We start from the raw sequence: 18,625 nt of genomic DNA on the forward strand, positions 1-18,625 counted from the left end.
ATAGCTTTCTATATATGATAAAAGATAATCTATGTCGGTACATCTGGCTACGGTTTTATTTGTTTTGCTTTGTATGTTGGCTTTGCGCCAGCCTGCAAGCACAACAGGTGGGAGACTCCATTACAGGAAAAGTACATGCAATTCCGGAAGTGGGGATAAAAGGTCGGCGTGTACCACCGGCTCTCTCAGCAACCGCCCCGCTCCAACAGATGAAGAAAACTGATATGGAACGTTTGGGAGTATCGGATGTGGCCGATGCAGTTCGCCATTTCTCGGGAGTCAGCGTTAAGGATTATGGTGGAGTTGGTGGATTAAAGACTGTTTCTGTACGCAGTTTGGGAGCGCAACATACAGCAGTCAGCTATGACGGAGTGACAGTCAGTGATTGTCAGTCAGGGCAGGTAGATATCTCCCGTTTTTCGTTAGACAATGTTTCTGAACTGGCACTCAGCATTGGGCAGAGTGATAATATTTACCAGACAGCAAAGATGTTTGCCTCTGCCGGTGCTTTAAGTATCGAAACCGCACGTCCGGACTTTAGTGACAGACCTTTACGGTTGCTTGCAAATATGAAAACCGGTTCTTACGGGCTTGCTAATCCTTCTTTATTTTATGCTCAAAAATTAAGTAACCGTTTCAGTCTTTCTGCCCATGCTGATTATTTACGAGCAGACGGCAATTATCCTTTCAAAATGTGGAATGGGAACAAACTGATTGACTCCAAACGAAACAATAGTGATATAGAGACTTATCGGGCAGAATTAAATTTGTTTGTAACTCTGAATGAGAAACAGGATTTGAAAGCCAAAGTTTATCTCTTTGATTCGGAAAGAGGGTTACCCGGCGGAGTAATTTATGACAATCCGTATGCTGCCGAAAGACTATATGACCGTAATTACTTCGGCCAATTGAAGTATGAGAATCGGTTCTCTGAGAAATGGAAACTACAAGCAAGTGGAAAATTTAACTTCAGCTGGAACCGGGACTATAATAATGAATCTTCCGGTATTACAGACAATCGTTTCCGCCAGACTGAGACTTACTTATCCGCTACCCTATGGAACGAACCGGTGAAAGGGTTATCTTTCTCATTAGCACAGGATTTCGCCTATAACTATTTGTCAACGACTTTACAGAACAATCAATATCCGGAACGTTTCACCTATTTAACAGCAATAGCCACACACTATAAAAGCAACCGATTTTCTGCTACCGCTTCCCTGCTGAATACTTATATTACAGAGAATGTACGGACAGGAAAAGCTGCTGCAGACCGTAAACGCCTTTCCCCCGCTGTCAGTCTGTCGTGGAAACCATTTGATTTTGGTCTACGTTTCAGAGCTTCATACAAAGATATCTTCCGTACACCGACATTCAATGATTTGTATTATCTGGTAATTGGCAACCATAATTTAAAGCCTGAAGTTACCCGGCAATTCAATGTAGGTACAACGTGGAGTTCTACTTCATTGGAATTTATCGACTATCTAAGCCTTTCAGTAGATGCTTATTATAATCGGGTGAAAGATAAAATTGTGGCAGTACCCACTATGTTTATCTGGAAGATGATGAATTTAGGTAAAGTCGAAACCATTGGTACGGATATTAACCTGGCAATTGAAAAAGAATTAGCAGAACATTATAAGTTATATCTCACAGGAACTTACAACTTCATGCAAGCGGAAGATATTACTGACCGTAATTCTAAAATATGGCGGAATCAGATTATATATACTCCGAAGCATTCAGGTTCAGGAAGTCTGACTTTTGAGAACCCGTATGTCAACCTGACTTATAACATAATGTACGCTTCGGAACGCTATTCAATTGCCCAGAACATTCCGGAAAATCGTATTAAATCTTACACTGACCACAGTATATCACTCTCGCATACCTTTAAATGGAAGAAGCAGTCACTACGCATACAGCTGGATGCCTTGAACTTGAGTGATAAGAACTACGAAATAGTCCGCTTCTACCCGATGCCCGGACGCAATTACAAAGTAACAATCAACTATAAATTATAAACTAAAAACAAAAACTATGAAGAAGTATTGGTATAAAACCGCCATGCTGGTTATAGCATTAGGAGCATTTACCGCATGTAGTGATGATGACGAACCGACAATTCCGAAAGGACCGATAGCACCTGTTAATGGAGCATATGTTATTAATACAGGAAACTGGGGAGAGAATAATGGTACTATACAATGGTATGACAGAGATCTGAAGACAATTAGTGCAGATTTGTTTGCAGCTGCCAACGGAGCAGGTATCGGTGATGCACAGGACTTGTGTATATATGGTACAAAAATATATATCACTTGTTCCAGTTCAGCCAAGATTGAAGTGGTGGACAGAAAAGATTTCGCTCGTATAAAAACGTTGAACTTAAAAGACGAAAGTGAGAAGTCTATCCAACCACGATATATGACAGCTACCGGAGGAAATGTTTATTTCACCTCATACGATGGCACGGTATCACGCTTGGACACCACGAACCTCTCCATCACCGGAAAGATAGAAATAGGAGATCATCCGGAAGCATTGACTTCTGCAAATGGAAAACTCTATGTAAATCTGTCAAATTATAACAATGATGGTACCGGCAAATACGTGGCAGTTGTCGATATTGCTACTTTCAAGAAAACGAAAAACATAGAAGTACTTCTCAATCCTTATGATGTTTGTACAACCGGAGAAGACGGAAAAGTATATTTCATTTCATGTGGAGATTTCAGAGGAAATCCAGTTCAGACATTACAATGCATCGACCCGCAAACAGATCAGGTTACGGAAATATGCCCAGCCAGCAAAATAGCAATAAAAAACAACAAGATCTATCTCATTTATGCAGAATATTACGAAGATGCCGCTCCTAAAAGCATTTCTGTATATGACATGAATACCAAGCAAACTACGCGGTTTGCCAACTACAGCGATTTCTCCAATCCTGGTAATATTGTAGTCGACCCGGCTACAGGAGATGTAATTATCATCGATCAACCCTTCTCTGCTCTCAACGACATATATGTTTATGGTAGTGACGGCGTACTTAAAAAGAAGTTGGAAACCGGATACTATACCACTAATATGCGTTTTGTAACTGAATAACAGCATGAAACAAATTTCTTTCTTTCTAACCTTTTGGGTGACAGTGTTACTTCTTTCCGCCTGTAGCGGAAAGAACAGCACTGCTTCCGGCTCTGCACAAGGAGACACCATCCCGCTGCACTACTCCGCTAATCTCTCTCTGATAGATTACGAAGATTACATCGTTGCACAGCTACGCAATCCCTGGGATACAGCAAAGATACTACACACCTATGTATTAGTAGACAAAAAACAGCCGTTGCCCCATGAACTGCCTCAAGGCACCCTTGTTCGCACTCCACTTAGTAAAGCCGTCATTTACTCATCCGTTCATTGCAGCTTACTGAAAGACTTTGGTGATTTGAATAGCATTGGTGGCGTATGCGACTTGAAGTATATCAAACTACCGGAAATAGAGGAAGGATGTCGAAACGAAACCATCGCCGATGTAGGTGATGGAATGAATCCCAATATTGAGAAAATCATAGACCTGCATCCCGATGCCATCCTCCTTTCTCCTTTCGAAAACAGTGGTGGATACGGACGTGTAGAGAAACTGAATGTACCCATCATTGAATGTGCCGACTATATGGAAACCTCTTCATTGGGACGTGCCGAATGGATGCGTTTCTACGGTTTATTATTTGGTAAGAAAACAGAAGCAGATGCTATGTTTGCTTCGATAGAAAGAAATTATAAGGATTTGCAAGAATTAGTAAAGCCTATCTCTTTTGCTCCCTCCGTGATGTGTGATTTGAAAACAAGCTCTACCTGGTACACTCCGGGTGGTAACAGTACCATCGCCAAACTATACTCTGATGCAGGTGCCAACTATATTTTCAGAGAAGATACACATAGCGGCTCACTCCCCTATCCTTTCGAAGTTATCTTTGAGAAAGGTCAACAAACGGATTTCTGGCTGATACGCTACAATCAACCCGTAGATAAAACATACGGGGAACTTGAAAAAGAGTTTGCCCCTTATGCAGGTTTCCGTGCCTTCAAAGAACGGAACATCTACGGATGCAATACCAACCGGGTTCCTTTTTATGAAGAAACACCTTTCCATCCAGACTGGTTATTGAAAGATTTAATTAAGATATTTCATCCTTCACTGTTGGAAGGGTATGAACTGAGATATTACAATAAATTAGCAGAGTAAAATCTGCGGTCTATTTCAGAATGAAAGCAAAAGGATATATATATGGTATAGCACTGTCAGTCCTCATTCTCGTATTGATGGCTGCCAATCTCTGGTTCGGTTCAATCAATATCCCCGCCGGAGCAGTGTGGAATACCCTCACAGGAAATGAAGTAGAAAAAGCCAGCTGGACTTTTATTATCTGGGAGTCCCGTCTGCCACAAGCCGTCACGGCATTACTATGTGGTGCCGCACTCGCAGCTTCGGGACTGATGCTGCAAACGGCATTCAACAATCCACTGGCAGGTCCGTCCATCCTGGGCATTAACTCAGGGGCAAGTCTTGGCGTGGCGTTGGTGATGCTGGCAGGCGGAGGAAGCATTGCTACAGGGGTATTCACCTTATCCGGTTTCTTCTCCGTGATACTCGGTGCCTTCATCGGATCGATGGTGGTAATGGGACTTATCCTTTTCTTTTCTACACTGATTAAAAGCAATATCATGCTGCTGATTACAGGTATCATGATTGGTTATATCACTTCTTCCGCTATATCACTGCTCAATTTCTTTGCAACAGCCGAAGGGGTACATTCTTATATGATATGGGGTATGGGAAACTTTGGAGGGGTCTCATTGCAACAGCTCCCCTATTTCTCTATTTTCTGTCTGGCAGGTTTGTTACTTTCCATCTTGCTTATCAAACCTCTGAATGCCCTGCTACTGGGTACACGCTATGCTGAAAACTTAGGAGTAAACATCCGTCGCACAAGAAATCTGCTACTGATTGCTACCGGACTACTGACAGCTGTCACCACTGCTTTCTGCGGACCTGTGGCTTTCATCGGTCTGGCCGTTCCTCATATCTCCCGCCTGATGCTGGGCACATCCAATCATAATTCACTGCTTCCCGTTACTTTGCTGACGGGCGGTGTGATTGCTTTGCTCTGCAATCTGATCTGCATTCTTCCGGGCGAAGCAGGTATTATTCCTCTCAATGCGGTAACTCCAGTACTGGGTGCGCCTGTTATCATTTATGTCATTGTCAACCAACGTAAAATACAATACTTCAACTGATGGAGAAAGCTGTTATCACCGCAAGCGATTTATGCATCGGCTACCGCCAGGGAAAGCAAGAAAAACGGATACATGAGCATCTCTTCTTCCGGCTCTACCCCGGAGAACTGACTTGTCTGCTGGGAGCTAACGGAACCGGCAAATCGACTCTGCTCCGCACTTTGGCTGCTTCACAACCAGCGTTGTCGGGCGAATTACTTGTACAAGAAAAGCCGTTGTCCGCCTATTCCGAGAAAGAACGTTCACGTACCATCGGCGTAGTACTAACAGACAAGACCCTGGCAGGCGGACTGACCGTATATGAGTTAGTAGCCCTAGGACGGCAACCCCATACGGGCTTCTTCGGAAGACTGAGCAAAACAGATCATTCTATCATTGAAGAAGCTCTGGAAGCCGTAAGCATCAGCCATAAATCCCACAGCTATACCGCAGAGCTATCGGATGGGGAACGGCAAAAGGTTATGATTGCCAAGGCATTGGTACAAGAGTGCCCGCTCATTCTGCTGGATGAACCGACAGCGTTCCTGGATGTAGTGAGCCGCATCGAAATTATGACGTTGCTTCATCGTCTGGCAGTAGAACAAAAGAAAGCAATTCTGCTGTCCACTCATGACATAGAACAGGCATTGGTACTGGCAGATAAACTTTGGTTACTTTCCAAAGAAAACGGACTGCAATGCGGAGTAACGGAAGATATGATTCTGAGTCACCGCATGGACGGTCTGTTCTCCCGTAACGATATCCGGTTTGATTATGCGCACGGGGTATATTATCCCAAAGTAGACAGCCACCGCCATATCAGTGTAGAAGCCAATGATGAAGTATTGCTGCACTGGACAACAAACGCACTCAATCGTCATGGATACGCTTGTCATCCTGTCTCTTCACCAGAAACCAACGCATCACCGCGTTTGCAGGTTTTAGCTGCCGACCACCTCATATTACACACAGAGAAACAGAATGAATATCATTCTTTTGAACAGTTGCTTGCAAACATCTGATTAAGATTTCAGTAGCATCAGTATCTCATCCGGCAAGTATCCACTCCGGATGCGCCACTCCTGCGGGTAAAGATTATTAGCCCGGTTACCGATATTCTTCACAAAGCCCAGAGGAACATCCTTATACGTCAACAGCACATAACCGCGTGGAGTAGTGCCGGAAAGTACAATGGCTTCCTTACGCAAATAAGCAATAGCCTGTTCATAAGAGATCTCTTCACGGGGAAAAGCATCGGAAACCTGTACAGTGCTCATGGCAAGAGCATGATTGGGAATCAAGTCTTTTCCTTTCACTTCGGCAAGGGTAACACCTGCCTGAACAACACGAAGCGATTGTTGGAGGACGGATAATTCGGATATATATTCTTTAGGGAAAGCTGTAATATTCATTCCATTTGCAGAAACTTCATAGTCCTCTGCCGAAAGGAGCCAGGCACGTGCAGCCAATAATTGTTCCTTAGATGCTCCGGCGTTAACTTTAGAGCTACCCGTTTTTTTCTTTCCTTGTGAAGAAGTGGATTTGTAGCGGATTTGTGTTTCCTCTCCTTCCGGTTTACGAAGCACGGCAAGGAAAAAGCCTTCACCCTTTGTACGGTGAGGCAGGAAGCGATATACAGGAAAATCTTCACCTGCAAGCAAGTTTCCGGTAATGTTCCACTCTGCCGGAGCATCTACAGGAAGTATCTCTGCACCGAATTCATCGTGCATCCAACGGATATTCTCTTCATCTTCCTTCGTGTTATACGTACAAGTGCTATAGATAAGCAATCCACCGGGTTTCAGACTGGGCCATATATCGGAGATGATACGTCGCTGGCGTTGCCAACAGATTTCCACATTCTCCGGACTCCACTCGCTGACGGCAACAGGATCTTTACGGAACATGCCTTCACCGGAACAGGGTACATCGGTCAGGATAACATCGAAGAAGTCTTCCAGACCGGCGAAGTCTGCCGGATCATTATTGGTCACCACGACACCCGGATGCCCCCACTTCGTCAGATTCTCCGCCAGGATTTGCGAACGGTTGCGAATCACTTCGTTTGCTACCAGCAGGCTACCCACGGGCAGTACACTGCGGGCATGAGTAGATTTCCCGCCGGGAGCAGCGCAAAGGTCAAGCATTACGGAGGGTCTTTCGCCGATATATTGCTTTAATGCCTGCTCCACAAACATGGAAGATGCTTCCTGTACATAATAACATCCGGCATGAAACAACGGATCAAAGGTAAACGTCAATCGACGATCGAGATAGCAACCTGTTGCCGACCAAGGCACACGGTCGGAAGAGGCATGAAAAAGACTGAATGAAGAACCGGGTAGTTTTTCTTCATTCAGTCGGATGCTTACGGGCTGTTCGTCATTCAAGGCATCAGCCAGTTTGTTATATTCTTCATCTCCCAGGAGGGAACGGGTACGGTCTGCAAAAGATACGGGTAAGTCCATGTGCCAAATTGTTTTATGTCCGCAAAGGTAATGCAAATCGAATGCATAACTTTCATGCTTGCATAAAAAAGTTATGCTAAGATGTAGCTTACCTTCTTCAAAAGAACATAAAAAAGCAATACAAGACAAACCTGCCGGGCACTAAAAACTAAGCTTGACGCCCGCAAAGTAGGAACGAGGCGCTCCCGGACCATAAATGTAACCGGAATCACGAGTGGCTCCTTTATCAAAATCTTTCTGATAAGAGTTGAATATATTTTGTACTCCTACGTTGAATTGCAGGCACATGCCGGAGAAATCTATATCATAAGCGACTTTGGCACCCAGTTCAAAGAAATCCGGACTTTTCACCAACAAGTCTGCCGTACCATCCACTTCGGACATCAGGTGAGGCACATACATTTGCCCAGTATAATTACCGTTCAAGGCCACCGACAATGCCTTTGTGGGATTGAAAGTGGCAGTAAAATAGCCATAAACATCGGGAGTACGCAATATCCGGTCGCTATATCGTTCTTTGTCAGACAGGTGCTCTTTGTCTGCGCTCCACTCCTCGGGAGAGTCGTACAGACTGCGTTGCACGGTCAGTCCCGCCTGCAACTGGATTTTATCACGCCAGGCAATCTTTCCTTCCAATGTACCGCCATATACTTTTGCACCGGAACCGTTGACACGGGTTTGTATCAGATATCCGCTACCGTTCGGATCTTCTACCGGTGCTGTCAGAACAAACGGATCGGAGAGTTTCGTAAAGAAACCTTCTACTAACATATTTAACTGAAAGTCACCGAAATAGCGATACCAATCCATCGAAGCATTCACGCTGCGCGAACGTTCCTCTTTCAGCTCTTTGGCACGGACGATGGAAATCAATTCGCCTCCCACATTGCTAATATGCAGGTCTTCGTCGAAAGCCTGCGGAGCACGAAAACCTTCGGCATAACTGAAACGGATATTTATATCTTGTGTAGGATTGTAACGGATATTGGTACGAGGGCTGAAGATGGCTTTATTCATAATACTGTTCTTATCCAGACGTCCGCCTATCAGGAAACTCCATTGCTCACTTTTCCATTCATTCTGCACGTAGGCGCTTGCTATGTTCACTATTTGCTTCAAGGGATCGGGCGTATACTTATCAATCAACTGTTGCAGACGGTCACCTGTTGCAGTAGGATCTTCCGCCAGGGCAGCATCGCGGTATTTTTGCATGTCTGTTGCCTTGTCATCCAGATTATCATGATTAAATTCCACACCACCCGTCAAGTCGGAAGGCATGAAGAAGAGCTTATCAAAATGATAGATATACTGAGCACCCAATACGCCGGTAAAGTCTGTGGTATGTCCATAGGCACTGTAATAACTGTCGCGCACGATATGCTGGGCAGAGGCATAAGCATTGAACGAATGTTTCTGATCCTTGGAAAAGGCACTGAACTTCAATCCGCCCGTATTGATGGAATGTTCAATCTGCTCCACCAGTCCGGGCTTACCGGAACCATTCAAATTGGCATCTTCGGCAATGTGAGGCGGCAGATCAAAGCGGTTACCGCCACGACGAAACTCTTCCATGTGATGATATTCCAGATTCAGTTTGGAATAGGGATTCAGTCTATAATAAGCGTTTATGCCTACTGTCTGGTTCTTCAACTTGGGCAATTCGGAAAAGCCGTCCCCATTGGAATCCCATGCCGAACGGTGGCGGTTCTGCCCATAGATGTAGGCTCCCATTTTGTTATCCGAAGATACAAGGGAAAGATTGAGCGTGGTATTATTGTCAAACGAACTGGAGCCATCAAAATTGGAGATGGAGTGGGCAAACGAACCGGAGTTATGGAGAGGTTCTTTCGTAATGATATTCACCGTTCCGGCAATGGCGGAAGAGCCGAATAGGGCCGAGCCACCTCCACGCACCACTTCCACACGTTCTATCATGTTGGCGGGAATTTGTTCCAGGCCGTAGACACCTGCCAGTGCAGAGAAGATAGGGCGGGAATCGATCAATATCTGTGTATATTTTCCGTCCATACCATTGATACGCACCTGAGAGTAACCGCAATTCTGGCAATCATTTTCTACACGTACACCCGGCTGGAATACGAGTCCCTGCGATAAGGTGTGCGAATTGGTCATATCGAATAGTTTCGGGGTAACGACTTTTACCAAGGTAGGTGCCAGTCGGCGGGCGGTTTCATTACGATTGGCTGTAACAACTACACCATCCAGGGCTACCATGTCTTCTTCCAGTTCGAAGTTTTCTTCCAGTGTCTTGCCTCGTTTCAGGGTTACTTTTCGTTCTTGTGGCTTATAACCTACGGCACTGACGGAGAGCGTAAACTCACCTTCCGGAAGGTTCTTCAAAAAGTAGTGTCCGGTACCATCAGTCATGGTTCCGATAGTGGTCCCTTTCAGGGCTACTGTCATATAGGGAAGGTGTTCTCCTGTTTTTTTCTCCAGTACGTGGCCGATGATATTGGCATCGGATTTATTTAAATCAATGGCATAAACGGTGTGGGAGAGCAATGTACACATTACTCCCACCACGAAAAAGATATATTTTTTCATGTAGTTCTATTTTTTATGGATTTTAATAAAAAAAGGAAGGGGGACTCCTATTGTCAATGAACTACAGGTGGTGCACGCAAGCTGATGCCGCAACGAACCCGCACGTACTTGACATGTTCCACAGCCGGAACACTCAGTACACGCAACAAAATAAGGAAAGCCGATGCGGCGAAAAGAATAGCAGGCAGAGAAGAAGCTACAAAAGAAGAAAGGAAGAATATCGTTTCAACCTGTGCTTCCGTATGGCTATGTTCACCTTTGAAGGGATGGGAATGCACAATAATTACCCCATTTACCACATGCGAGTGAGTAAACAGCGTAATTCCTCCTAAATATGCAATAAATAATAAAGGAAGGAACCATTTCAGTATATTCCGTAACTTCTCCAAAAGCGTTTTTAATATAGGTTTGCGAAAGTAACACTAATTACAATAAGAAGCAACCGGATTTAGGTGTTTTAACCGGATGTGAAGCAAAATACCTATAACTGATGAGTACAAGAAGTCCGATATTACATTAACATTAAGCAAAGCAGATTCATATTGGAAAAGTAATGAACTAAAACAAGAGCAGCATAACATTACATATTATTTACAAATAGCAAATGTTTGAGGAAAAGTGGTATACTTAACCTAATTCAGTCGTATAGTGAATGCCATTCAGTCGTATACTGAATAGGGTTCTGTCGTATACTGAATACGGTCCGGAATATCATATTGATAATCAAAAGGTTACAAAACGCCCTGCTGTTGTCGATAAAATCCAACAAAACGACAAAACATCATTGTGTTTATGGTATAGTAATGAATCAAATGCTGAACAATACTATCTCAATTCTCCTCCTCCCCGGAGGAGGAGTACCCGTAGGGGGAGGTGGTAGGTGAGAAAAGAATTCCTTATAGATATGATTCACAGGTATTTCTTGCTTTACCTACCACCCGCCCGAAATGAATACTTAATATCCTCCACCTTGCATAAACCTAAATATCCGGCAAATAATTTCAGATAATACTGATTTTCTAAAAAAAATATCGTCTCTTTGCAACTTTCTAACTAACATGATACGTCTAACACACAAAGAAACAATAAAAGATAAAACAAAATATGATTATGAAACGGATAATTTTAGCACTCGTTGCCGCCATGACATTATGCTCACTGGTACAGGCAAGCAACAGAACGGTTACAGAAAACGACAGTCTGGGGAACAAAAAACGCGTAATTGAACTGCACGATACTACCATCAACGGAAAGACTGTAACCGATACGCTCAGCATCATGACCTACGAAGGCAGTAGTTCGGACAGCAAAAGCGATAAGGGATGGAAACACCACAACAGCAGTGGTTGGGACTGGGGCTTCGACTTAGACGGTAAAACCTCTGAAACCATTATTTCAGTGACTGCCATCGTCTTCATCTTCGGTTTGCCGCTACTCATCGTCTTTACAGTATTCTTCTTCAACTACAAGAATCGAAAAGCCAAATACCGCCTTGCAGAGCAAGCACTCTCCAGTGGGCAACAATTGCCTGAAGACTTCTTCAAGAATGCGGAGAAAACAGAAGATATCCGTACCAAAGGCATCAAGAACATTTTTATCGGTGTCGGATTATTCATCTTCCTCTGGGCCATCACCGAAAACTTCGGAGTAGGCTGTGTCGGACTACTGATCATGTTCACCGGATTCGGACAATTAGTAATCTATTATACGCAAGACTCTAATAAAAAGAACAATCAGGATAGATGAGCCAACTCAATGACATATCGTTAGTCACACAGGTCGTGGTGTTTCGCAACACCAGGGCCTTCGACCAGTTAGTGAAGAAGTACCAGTCGCTCGTGCGACGGTTCTTCCTCAACCTGACTTGCGGCGACAACGAATTGAGTGACGACCTGGCGCAGGACACATTTATCAAAGCCTACACCAACCTGGCTTCATTCAAAAACCTGTCCAATTTCTCCACCTGGCTTTACCGTATTGCATATAATGTATTTTATGATTATCTTCGCAGTCGAAAGGATACAGCCGACCTCGACACCCGGGAAGTGGATACTCACTGGAATACCAGTCAGGATGACGTAGGACAACAAATAGACATTTACCAAGCACTGGCGACACTAAAAGAAATGGAACGAACCTGCATCACCTTGTTCTACATAGAAGATCAGAGCATCGAAAAAATTGCAGGTATCACGGGATGCCCGGCGGGAACAGTCAAAAGCCACCTCTCGCGGGCAAAAGAAAAAATGGCTACCTACTTAAAACAAAATGGTTATGACGGAAACAACTGATGATAAACTTTTGCAGCAATTCTTCTCTGACAATCGGAAAGAGATAGAAGATAACGGCTTCAGCCGTCGCGTGATGCACCACCTGCCCGACCGGTATTACCGGATTTCGCAGCTGTGGAGCTTGTTCTGCTTTACACTTGCCGTGGTGTTGTTCTTTGTTCTCGATGGTTTGCAACTGGTGCTGGGAGCTTTGCGCGAGACTTTCACCAGTGCCGTAGAAAGCGGTGCAGCGGAACTCGATCTCAAATCACTGATTATAGCGGCAGTAGTACTTGTCTACTTAGGATATCGCAAGATTTGTTCTTTAGCATAAAGTTCACTTATCCCTTGCAATAAATCCGTTTACCCTTACAATAATTTAGTTAGTCCTTATCTGCTTTTTGCAGGTCAAGGGCTAATTTTTTTTAACTGAGCAAACATTTCTCACCAATAAATTGTATCTTTGTCGACTCAATTAGAAAAACTAACTAAGCGTAAGAAGTTTTGAGAAGAATATTATTCATCATATTATCATCTGCATTATTTTTTATAGGAAATATTCACGCGCAAGTTGCTACCAGTGACTCGCTCGTGATGCATTATCTACAACAACAAGGTATTCCGGTCACCGCCAACAATGAAGTAAAGCTACTGATGAGCGGACGGGAGAAGTTCCTTGACCTCTTCGAAGAAATACGCCACGCCAAACATCACATCCATCTGGAATACTTCAATTTCCGCAATGACTCTATCGCCAATGCCCTGTTCGACCTACTTGCTATAAAAGTGCAGGAAGGTGTGGAAGTCCGTGCCCTCTTCGATGCTTTTGGCAATTGGTCGAATAGCAAACCACTGAAAAAGCGTCATTTGAAAGCAATCCGTGACCGAGGTATTGAAATCGTGAAATTCGACCCGATTACCTTCCCGTGGATCAATCATGCCATGCACCGTGACCACCGGAAGATTGTAGTAATTGATGGAAAAATAGGATATACCGGTGGCATGAACATCGCCGACTATTACATCACCGGATTGCCTAAAATCGGGCAATGGCACGATATGCACATGCGCATAGAAGGAGATGCAGTGCGTTATCTGCAAGGCATTTTCCTCACTATGTGGAACCAGGAAACTAAACAGCATATCGGTGGACCGGTTTACTTTCCGGATATACCACAACTGCACGACAGTATAGCGGAAGAAATAGCAATAGTAGACCGTACACCACGGGAAACTCCCCGCTCTATCAGTCACGCTTATGCAGCATCCATCGGAGCAGCACAACATAGCATACAGATTGTAAACCCTTACTTTGTACCAACCAAATCCATCCGGAAAGCCATCAAGCACGCATTAAAGAAAGGTACTGAAGTGGAAATCATGATACCTGCTGTCTCTGATATTCCTTTTACGCCGGAAGCATCTTTCTACATTGTGCACAAGTTGATGAAAAAAGGAGCAAAAGTTTATCTCTTCAACGGAGGGTTCCACCATTCCAAGATTATGATGGTGGACCGGAACTTCTGTACTGTAGGTACAGCCAATCTGAATAGCCGCAGTCTGCGTTATGACTTCGAAACAAATGCATTTATTTTCGATCCCACCGTCACTCATCAGTTGAATGATATGTTTGAACGAGATAAAAAGAATAGTACGCTATTGACTCCCGAGGTTTGGAAGAAACGTTCCGGATGGAAGAAGTTTGTAGGCTGGGTGGGTAACCTGATGACACCATTCCTTTAATTAGAAATAATTATGCTATCTGCCGAAGTTTAATTACCTTTGGCGAGGCTAAAAAGATGGTCACTTTTGTTGTTTATAATTCGTAATCTGCAATCATGAAACAATATTTAGACTTGCTCAACCGAGTATTAACCGAAGGCATACACAAGGAAGACCGTACCGGAACCGGTACGATCAGCGTATTCGGACATCAGATGCGCTTTAATATGGACGAAGGCTTTCCCTGCCTCACCACCAAAAAACTACATCTGAAATCAATTATATATGAATTGCTATGGTTCCTGAATGGAGATACCAATGCCAAGTATCTGCAAGATCATGGCGTTCGTATCTGGAACGAATGGGCGGATGAGAATGGTGAGTTAGGACATATTTACGGTTATCAATGGCGCTCTTGGCCTGATTATAAAGGTGGTTCCATCGACCAGATCAGTGAGGCTGTAGAAACAATTCTTCATAATCCGGATTCCCGACGCATCATTGTCAGTGCTTGGAATGTGGGGGATCTTGACAATATGAATCTCCCTCCTTGCCATGCGTTCTTTCAATTCTATGTGGCAAACGGACGGTTAAGCCTCCAACTCTATCAACGTAGTGCGGACATTTTTCTTGGTGTACCTTTCAATATTGCGTCTTATGCTCTACTGTTGCAGATGATGGCACAGATAACCGGATTGAAGGCAGGAGACTTCATTCATACGCTTGGTGATGCGCATATTTATCTGAATCATCTGGAGCAGGTGAAACTACAACTTTCCCGTGAACCACGCCCATTGCCACAAATGAAAATAAACCCGGACGTGAAGAGTATCTTTGATTTCCAATATGAAGATTTCGAATTGGTAAATTACGACCCGCATCCGCATATTGCCGGTAAAGTTTCTGTTTAACAAATCATAAATCCAATCATGGTTAGTATCATCGCCGCCGTAGACCGTAACTTAGGGATCGGCTTTCAAAATAAACTGTTATTCTGGCTTCCCAATGATTTGAAGCGTTTCAAGGCATTAACCACAGGGAACACAATAATCATGGGAAGAAAAACATTTGAATCTCTGCCTAAAGGCGCACTGCCCAATCGTAGGAACGTAGTACTTTCATCCAATCCTGCAACTCTGTGCCCCGGTGCAGAAGTATTTCCCACTCTCGAAGCAGCTTTGCAGAGCTGTCAACCAGAGGAACAAGTATATATTATTGGCGGTGCAAGTGTTTATAAGCAGGCAATGCCATTGGCAGATATGCTTTGTCTGACAGAAATCGCTGCCGAAGCACCTCAGGTAGATGCTTATTTCCCAGCTATGGATTTTGCGATATGGCACGAAAAAAGCAGGGAGTCTCATCTTGTTGACGAGAAACATCCCTGCTCCTATGCATTTGTGGATTATATCCGTAAGTAATTCCTAATCTTCATCGACCTCCACCATGATTGGCATCTGCCGCTTAATGGCTTCATGGAAAGATATCAGTGTTTCAGTGCGCGCTAACCCCAGTGGCTGTAATTTATCATGGATAATGCTCAGCAAATGGTGGTTATTGCGTGCGTAAAGTTTGATAAACATATCATATTTACCTGTCGTAAAATGACATTCCACAATTTCCGGAATAGCTTCAAGCGCCTTTGTCACTGCGTCAAATGATTCCGGATCTTTCAGGTAAATACCAATATAGGCACAAGTTTCATAACCGATCTTTTCCGGATCGATAACGTATTCCGATCCTTTTAAAATACCTAAATTCGTCAGTTTTTGTATGCGTTGATGTATGGCTGCGCCGGAAACATTACAAGCTCTTGCCACTTCCAGAAAAGGAATACGGGCATTATCTGCAATCAATTTCAGTATCTGCTCGTCTAAAGTATCCAATTGATGATGTCCCATTTCTTAATTTATGATTAATAAATAACGATTGCTTTACCGTATTCTCATACAGTAATATGCAAAGTTAGCAAAATCTTTCCCAATTAAAATACGATTTATTACTTTTCTTGCTAAAAAATGAATAAACCCACACTCGGCATTATTTTCTCATACATGCATGAAAGTTATGCGCTCAATTTGCATTATCTTTAAAGAAGATAAGCTGCATCTCGGCATAACTTTTTCATGCAAGCATGAAAGTTATGCGCTCAATTTGCATTATCTTTGCCTATAACTACAAAATAAGATTGCTATGAAAAAATATCTTGTACTTGCATTATGCTTGCTGATACTAACAGTAGGCCATGCGCAAAACTACACTGAGTATTTTGCCGATAAGACATTGCGTGTTGATTATATCTTTACAGGAGACGCTTCTTGCCAAAATGTTTGTCTGGACGAGCTATCCGTACTTCCATCATGGGCCGGAAGACGCCATCATTTGGCCGAACTACCTTTGCAAGGTAACGGACAAATTATCATGAAGGATTTGGAAAGTGGAAAAACAGTCTATACGACTTCTTTTTCTTCCCTCTTTCAAGAATGGCTGGAGACGGATGAAGCTAAGGTCATCAGCAAAGGATTTGAAAATACATTTTTACTCCCCTATCCACTCCGCCCCGTGGAAATAGAAATCACATTGTTAAGTCCGAGAAAAGAAGTGCGTACATGTCTGAAACACACTGTTCGCCCGGATGATGTACTTATTCATCAAAAAGGGACTGCACATATCACTCCGCATAAGTACCTGCTAAAAAGTGGTGAAACAGATAAATGTATCGACGTAGCCATCCTTGCCGAAGGATATACGCCTGCCGAGATGGACGTATTCTATCAGGATGCGGAAATCGCCTGTAAGAGTCTATTTTCACACGAACCATTCAAAAGTATGAAAGATCGCTTCAATATTGTAGCAGTCGCCAGTCCTTCTGACGACAGTGGTGTAAGTGTCCCCCGTTTAGGAGAATGGAAGCATACGGCTTTTAACTCGCATTTCAGCACATTCTATTCTGATCGTTACCTGACGACCCGGTGTGTCAAATCCATACACGATGCTTTAGCCGGAATACCTTATGAACACATTATTATTCTCGCCAATACTGAAGAATATGGTGGTGGCGGTATCTATAATGCATATACTTTAACCACTGCACACCATCCGATGTTCCGCCCTGTAGTTGTGCATGAATTTGGGCACAGCTTCGGAGGATTAGCTGACGAGTACTTCTACAATGATGACGTCATGACAGATACTTACCCATTGGATACAGAACCTTGGGAACAGAACATAAGTACACGCGTAGATTTTGCTTCAAAATGGGAAGATATGCTTGTCAAAGGTACTCCTGTCCCTACCCCTGTCAGCGAACAGGCTAAGTATCCGGTAGGAGTGTATGAAGGAGGCGGATATTCTGCCAAAGGGATATTCCGTCCTGCTGATAACTGCCGCATGCGTACCAATGAACATCCTACATTTTGTCCGGTATGCCAACGAGCACTGCAAAGACTAATTGATTTTTATACAAAATAATAAGAGAAGTAAACTTTAAAGACCAACATTATGATCAGACTTCAACGCATCAGCACCGCTGATGGATTTTTGTATGAGTACATGGAACAGTTGATAACCGCTGCCTTCCCACCGGAAGAACACCGCCCCTTAGAGGAGCTTCGTCTGTACACCGATAGCAGACCTCACTTCTATAACAATATTATTTTCCATCATGATACTCCTGTAGGATTCATTACCTATTGGGATTTCGGCAAATTCTACTATGTCGAACATTTCGCCGTAGATCCAGCCCAGCGTAATGGCGGACATGGAAAGAATGTTTTAAATCATTTATGTCAGTTGCTTCAACACCCTATTGTCCTGGAAGTGGAAATGCCGGAAGAAGAAATGGCCCAAAGACGTATTAATTTCTATAAGCGCCAAGGATTCGTGCTCTGGGAAAGACCATATCTTCAACCTCCATACAGACCTACAGATGAATATCTTCCAATGTTGCTTATGGCTCATGGAGATTTAGAGTGTGAAAGAGATTTTGAAACAGTAAAAGACTCTATATACAAAGAAGTATATAATGTAAGGGGATAAAAAATAAAGAGGTTGAATTCTAAGTCCTCTCCAAACAATATCTATAAAATCTTACCCAAGTTTACGAACATTAACGTATCCTTGGGTAAGTTTGTATATAGACATAACTACTCTTCGGAAGTGTATAGCTACTTCCTAAACCTAAGATATTTTCGAAGTTAAGGACCTTTTTATTATACGGCTAATGTTACAAATGGAGTCTGCCTTCGTATCACAGCAAAAGACCTTGCTATGATTTTGGCTCTTACAGCATTGATTACAGCTGCTTTATGTTTCCCC

17 protein-coding genes are annotated in these 18,625 nt (G+C 43.4%); 13 read left to right on the forward strand and 4 right to left on the reverse strand.

The window, feature by feature from the left end; translation table 11 throughout:
* The first annotated feature begins 14 nt into the window (after positions 1–14).
* From BACINT_RS23180 to BACINT_RS23200, 5 genes are read left to right on the forward strand one after another with little or no spacing between them, the layout of a single operon-like run.
* On the forward strand, positions 15–2,027 hold the full coding sequence (locus BACINT_RS23180; protein WP_007667912.1) for a TonB-dependent receptor plug domain-containing protein: 2,013 nt from the start codon (positions 15–17) through the stop codon (positions 2,025–2,027).
* A gap of 16 nt (positions 2,028–2,043) precedes the next feature.
* Positions 2,044–3,114 carry a DUF5074 domain-containing protein gene (locus BACINT_RS23185; protein ID WP_007667913.1) on the forward strand — a complete coding sequence of 357 codons (1,071 nt, stop codon included), beginning with the start codon at positions 2,044–2,046 and terminating at the stop codon, positions 3,112–3,114.
* A gap of 4 nt (positions 3,115–3,118) precedes the next feature.
* Positions 3,119–4,255, forward strand: coding sequence for an ABC transporter substrate-binding protein (locus BACINT_RS23190; RefSeq protein ID WP_007667914.1), 1,137 nt, complete (start codon positions 3,119–3,121; stop codon positions 4,253–4,255).
* Between the two features lie 20 nt (positions 4,256–4,275).
* The gene (locus BACINT_RS23195; protein WP_007667916.1) at positions 4,276–5,307 is read left to right on the forward strand and encodes an iron ABC transporter permease; all 1,032 of its coding nucleotides are present in this window, start codon (positions 4,276–4,278) and stop codon (positions 5,305–5,307) included.
* On the forward strand, positions 5,307–6,308 hold the full coding sequence (locus BACINT_RS23200; RefSeq protein ID WP_007667918.1) for an ABC transporter ATP-binding protein: 1,002 nt from the start codon (positions 5,307–5,309) through the stop codon (positions 6,306–6,308). The genes BACINT_RS23195 and BACINT_RS23200 overlap by 1 nt, the downstream gene beginning before the upstream one ends.
* Here BACINT_RS23200 and BACINT_RS23205 read toward each other — a convergent pair whose 3' ends face one another.
* From BACINT_RS23205 to BACINT_RS23215, 3 genes are all read right to left on the reverse strand, one after another.
* Entirely contained in the window at positions 6,309–7,754 is a 1,446-nt protein-coding gene (locus BACINT_RS23205; RefSeq protein ID WP_007667919.1) for a methyltransferase RsmF C-terminal domain-like protein, read from the reverse strand.
* A gap of 141 nt (positions 7,755–7,895) precedes the next feature.
* The gene (locus BACINT_RS23210) at positions 7,896–10,319 is read right to left on the reverse strand and encodes a TonB-dependent receptor (protein WP_007667920.1); all 2,424 of its coding nucleotides are present in this window, start codon (positions 10,317–10,319) and stop codon (positions 7,896–7,898) included.
* A gap of 53 nt (positions 10,320–10,372) precedes the next feature.
* Entirely contained in the window at positions 10,373–10,708 is a 336-nt protein-coding gene (locus BACINT_RS23215; protein WP_007667921.1) for a hypothetical protein, read from the reverse strand.
* A gap of 721 nt (positions 10,709–11,429) precedes the next feature.
* Here BACINT_RS23215 and BACINT_RS23220 point away from each other — a divergent pair.
* From BACINT_RS23220 to BACINT_RS23245, 6 genes are all read left to right on the forward strand, one after another.
* Positions 11,430–12,065: a DUF6249 domain-containing protein gene (locus BACINT_RS23220; RefSeq protein ID WP_044155448.1), complete on the forward strand. Its 636-nt coding sequence runs from the start codon at positions 11,430–11,432 to the stop codon at positions 12,063–12,065.
* Positions 12,062–12,610 carry an RNA polymerase sigma factor gene (locus BACINT_RS23225; RefSeq protein WP_007667923.1) on the forward strand — a complete coding sequence of 183 codons (549 nt, stop codon included), beginning with the start codon at positions 12,062–12,064 and terminating at the stop codon, positions 12,608–12,610. The genes BACINT_RS23220 and BACINT_RS23225 overlap by 4 nt, the downstream gene beginning before the upstream one ends.
* A complete protein-coding gene (locus BACINT_RS23230; protein ID WP_007667925.1) occupies positions 12,594–12,923 on the forward strand; it encodes a DUF5056 domain-containing protein in 330 nt (109 codons plus the stop codon). The genes BACINT_RS23225 and BACINT_RS23230 overlap by 17 nt, the downstream gene beginning before the upstream one ends.
* A gap of 224 nt (positions 12,924–13,147) precedes the next feature.
* Positions 13,148–14,332, forward strand: a complete 1,185-nt coding sequence (cls, locus tag BACINT_RS23235) for a cardiolipin synthase (RefSeq protein WP_259297039.1) — start codon at positions 13,148–13,150, stop codon at positions 14,330–14,332.
* A 95-nt stretch (positions 14,333–14,427) separates the two neighbouring features.
* Positions 14,428–15,222, forward strand: coding sequence for a thymidylate synthase (locus tag BACINT_RS23240; RefSeq protein WP_007667929.1), 795 nt, complete (start codon positions 14,428–14,430; stop codon positions 15,220–15,222).
* Positions 15,223–15,240: 18 nt separating this feature from the next.
* Entirely contained in the window at positions 15,241–15,729 is a 489-nt protein-coding gene (locus tag BACINT_RS23245) for a dihydrofolate reductase (protein ID WP_007667931.1), read from the forward strand.
* A gap of 3 nt (positions 15,730–15,732) precedes the next feature.
* Here BACINT_RS23245 and BACINT_RS23250 read toward each other — a convergent pair whose 3' ends face one another.
* Positions 15,733–16,209: an Lrp/AsnC family transcriptional regulator gene (locus tag BACINT_RS23250; RefSeq protein ID WP_007667933.1), complete on the reverse strand. Its 477-nt coding sequence runs from the start codon at positions 16,207–16,209 to the stop codon at positions 15,733–15,735.
* Between the two features lie 292 nt (positions 16,210–16,501).
* Here BACINT_RS23250 and BACINT_RS23255 point away from each other — a divergent pair, with 292 nt between their 5' ends.
* On the forward strand, positions 16,502–17,779 hold the full coding sequence (locus tag BACINT_RS23255) for an IgA Peptidase M64 (RefSeq protein ID WP_007667935.1): 1,278 nt from the start codon (positions 16,502–16,504) through the stop codon (positions 17,777–17,779).
* 30 nt (positions 17,780–17,809) lie between these two features.
* Positions 17,810–18,346 (forward strand): GNAT family N-acetyltransferase, encoded by a 537-nt coding sequence (locus BACINT_RS23260; protein WP_007667937.1) that lies wholly within the window; start codon positions 17,810–17,812, stop codon positions 18,344–18,346.
* Positions 18,347–18,625 lie beyond the last annotated feature (279 nt).

It is taken from the genome of Bacteroides intestinalis DSM 17393 (genome assembly GCF_000172175.1).
In the GTDB taxonomy this organism is placed as follows: Bacteria; Bacteroidota; Bacteroidia; order Bacteroidales; family Bacteroidaceae; genus Bacteroides; species Bacteroides intestinalis.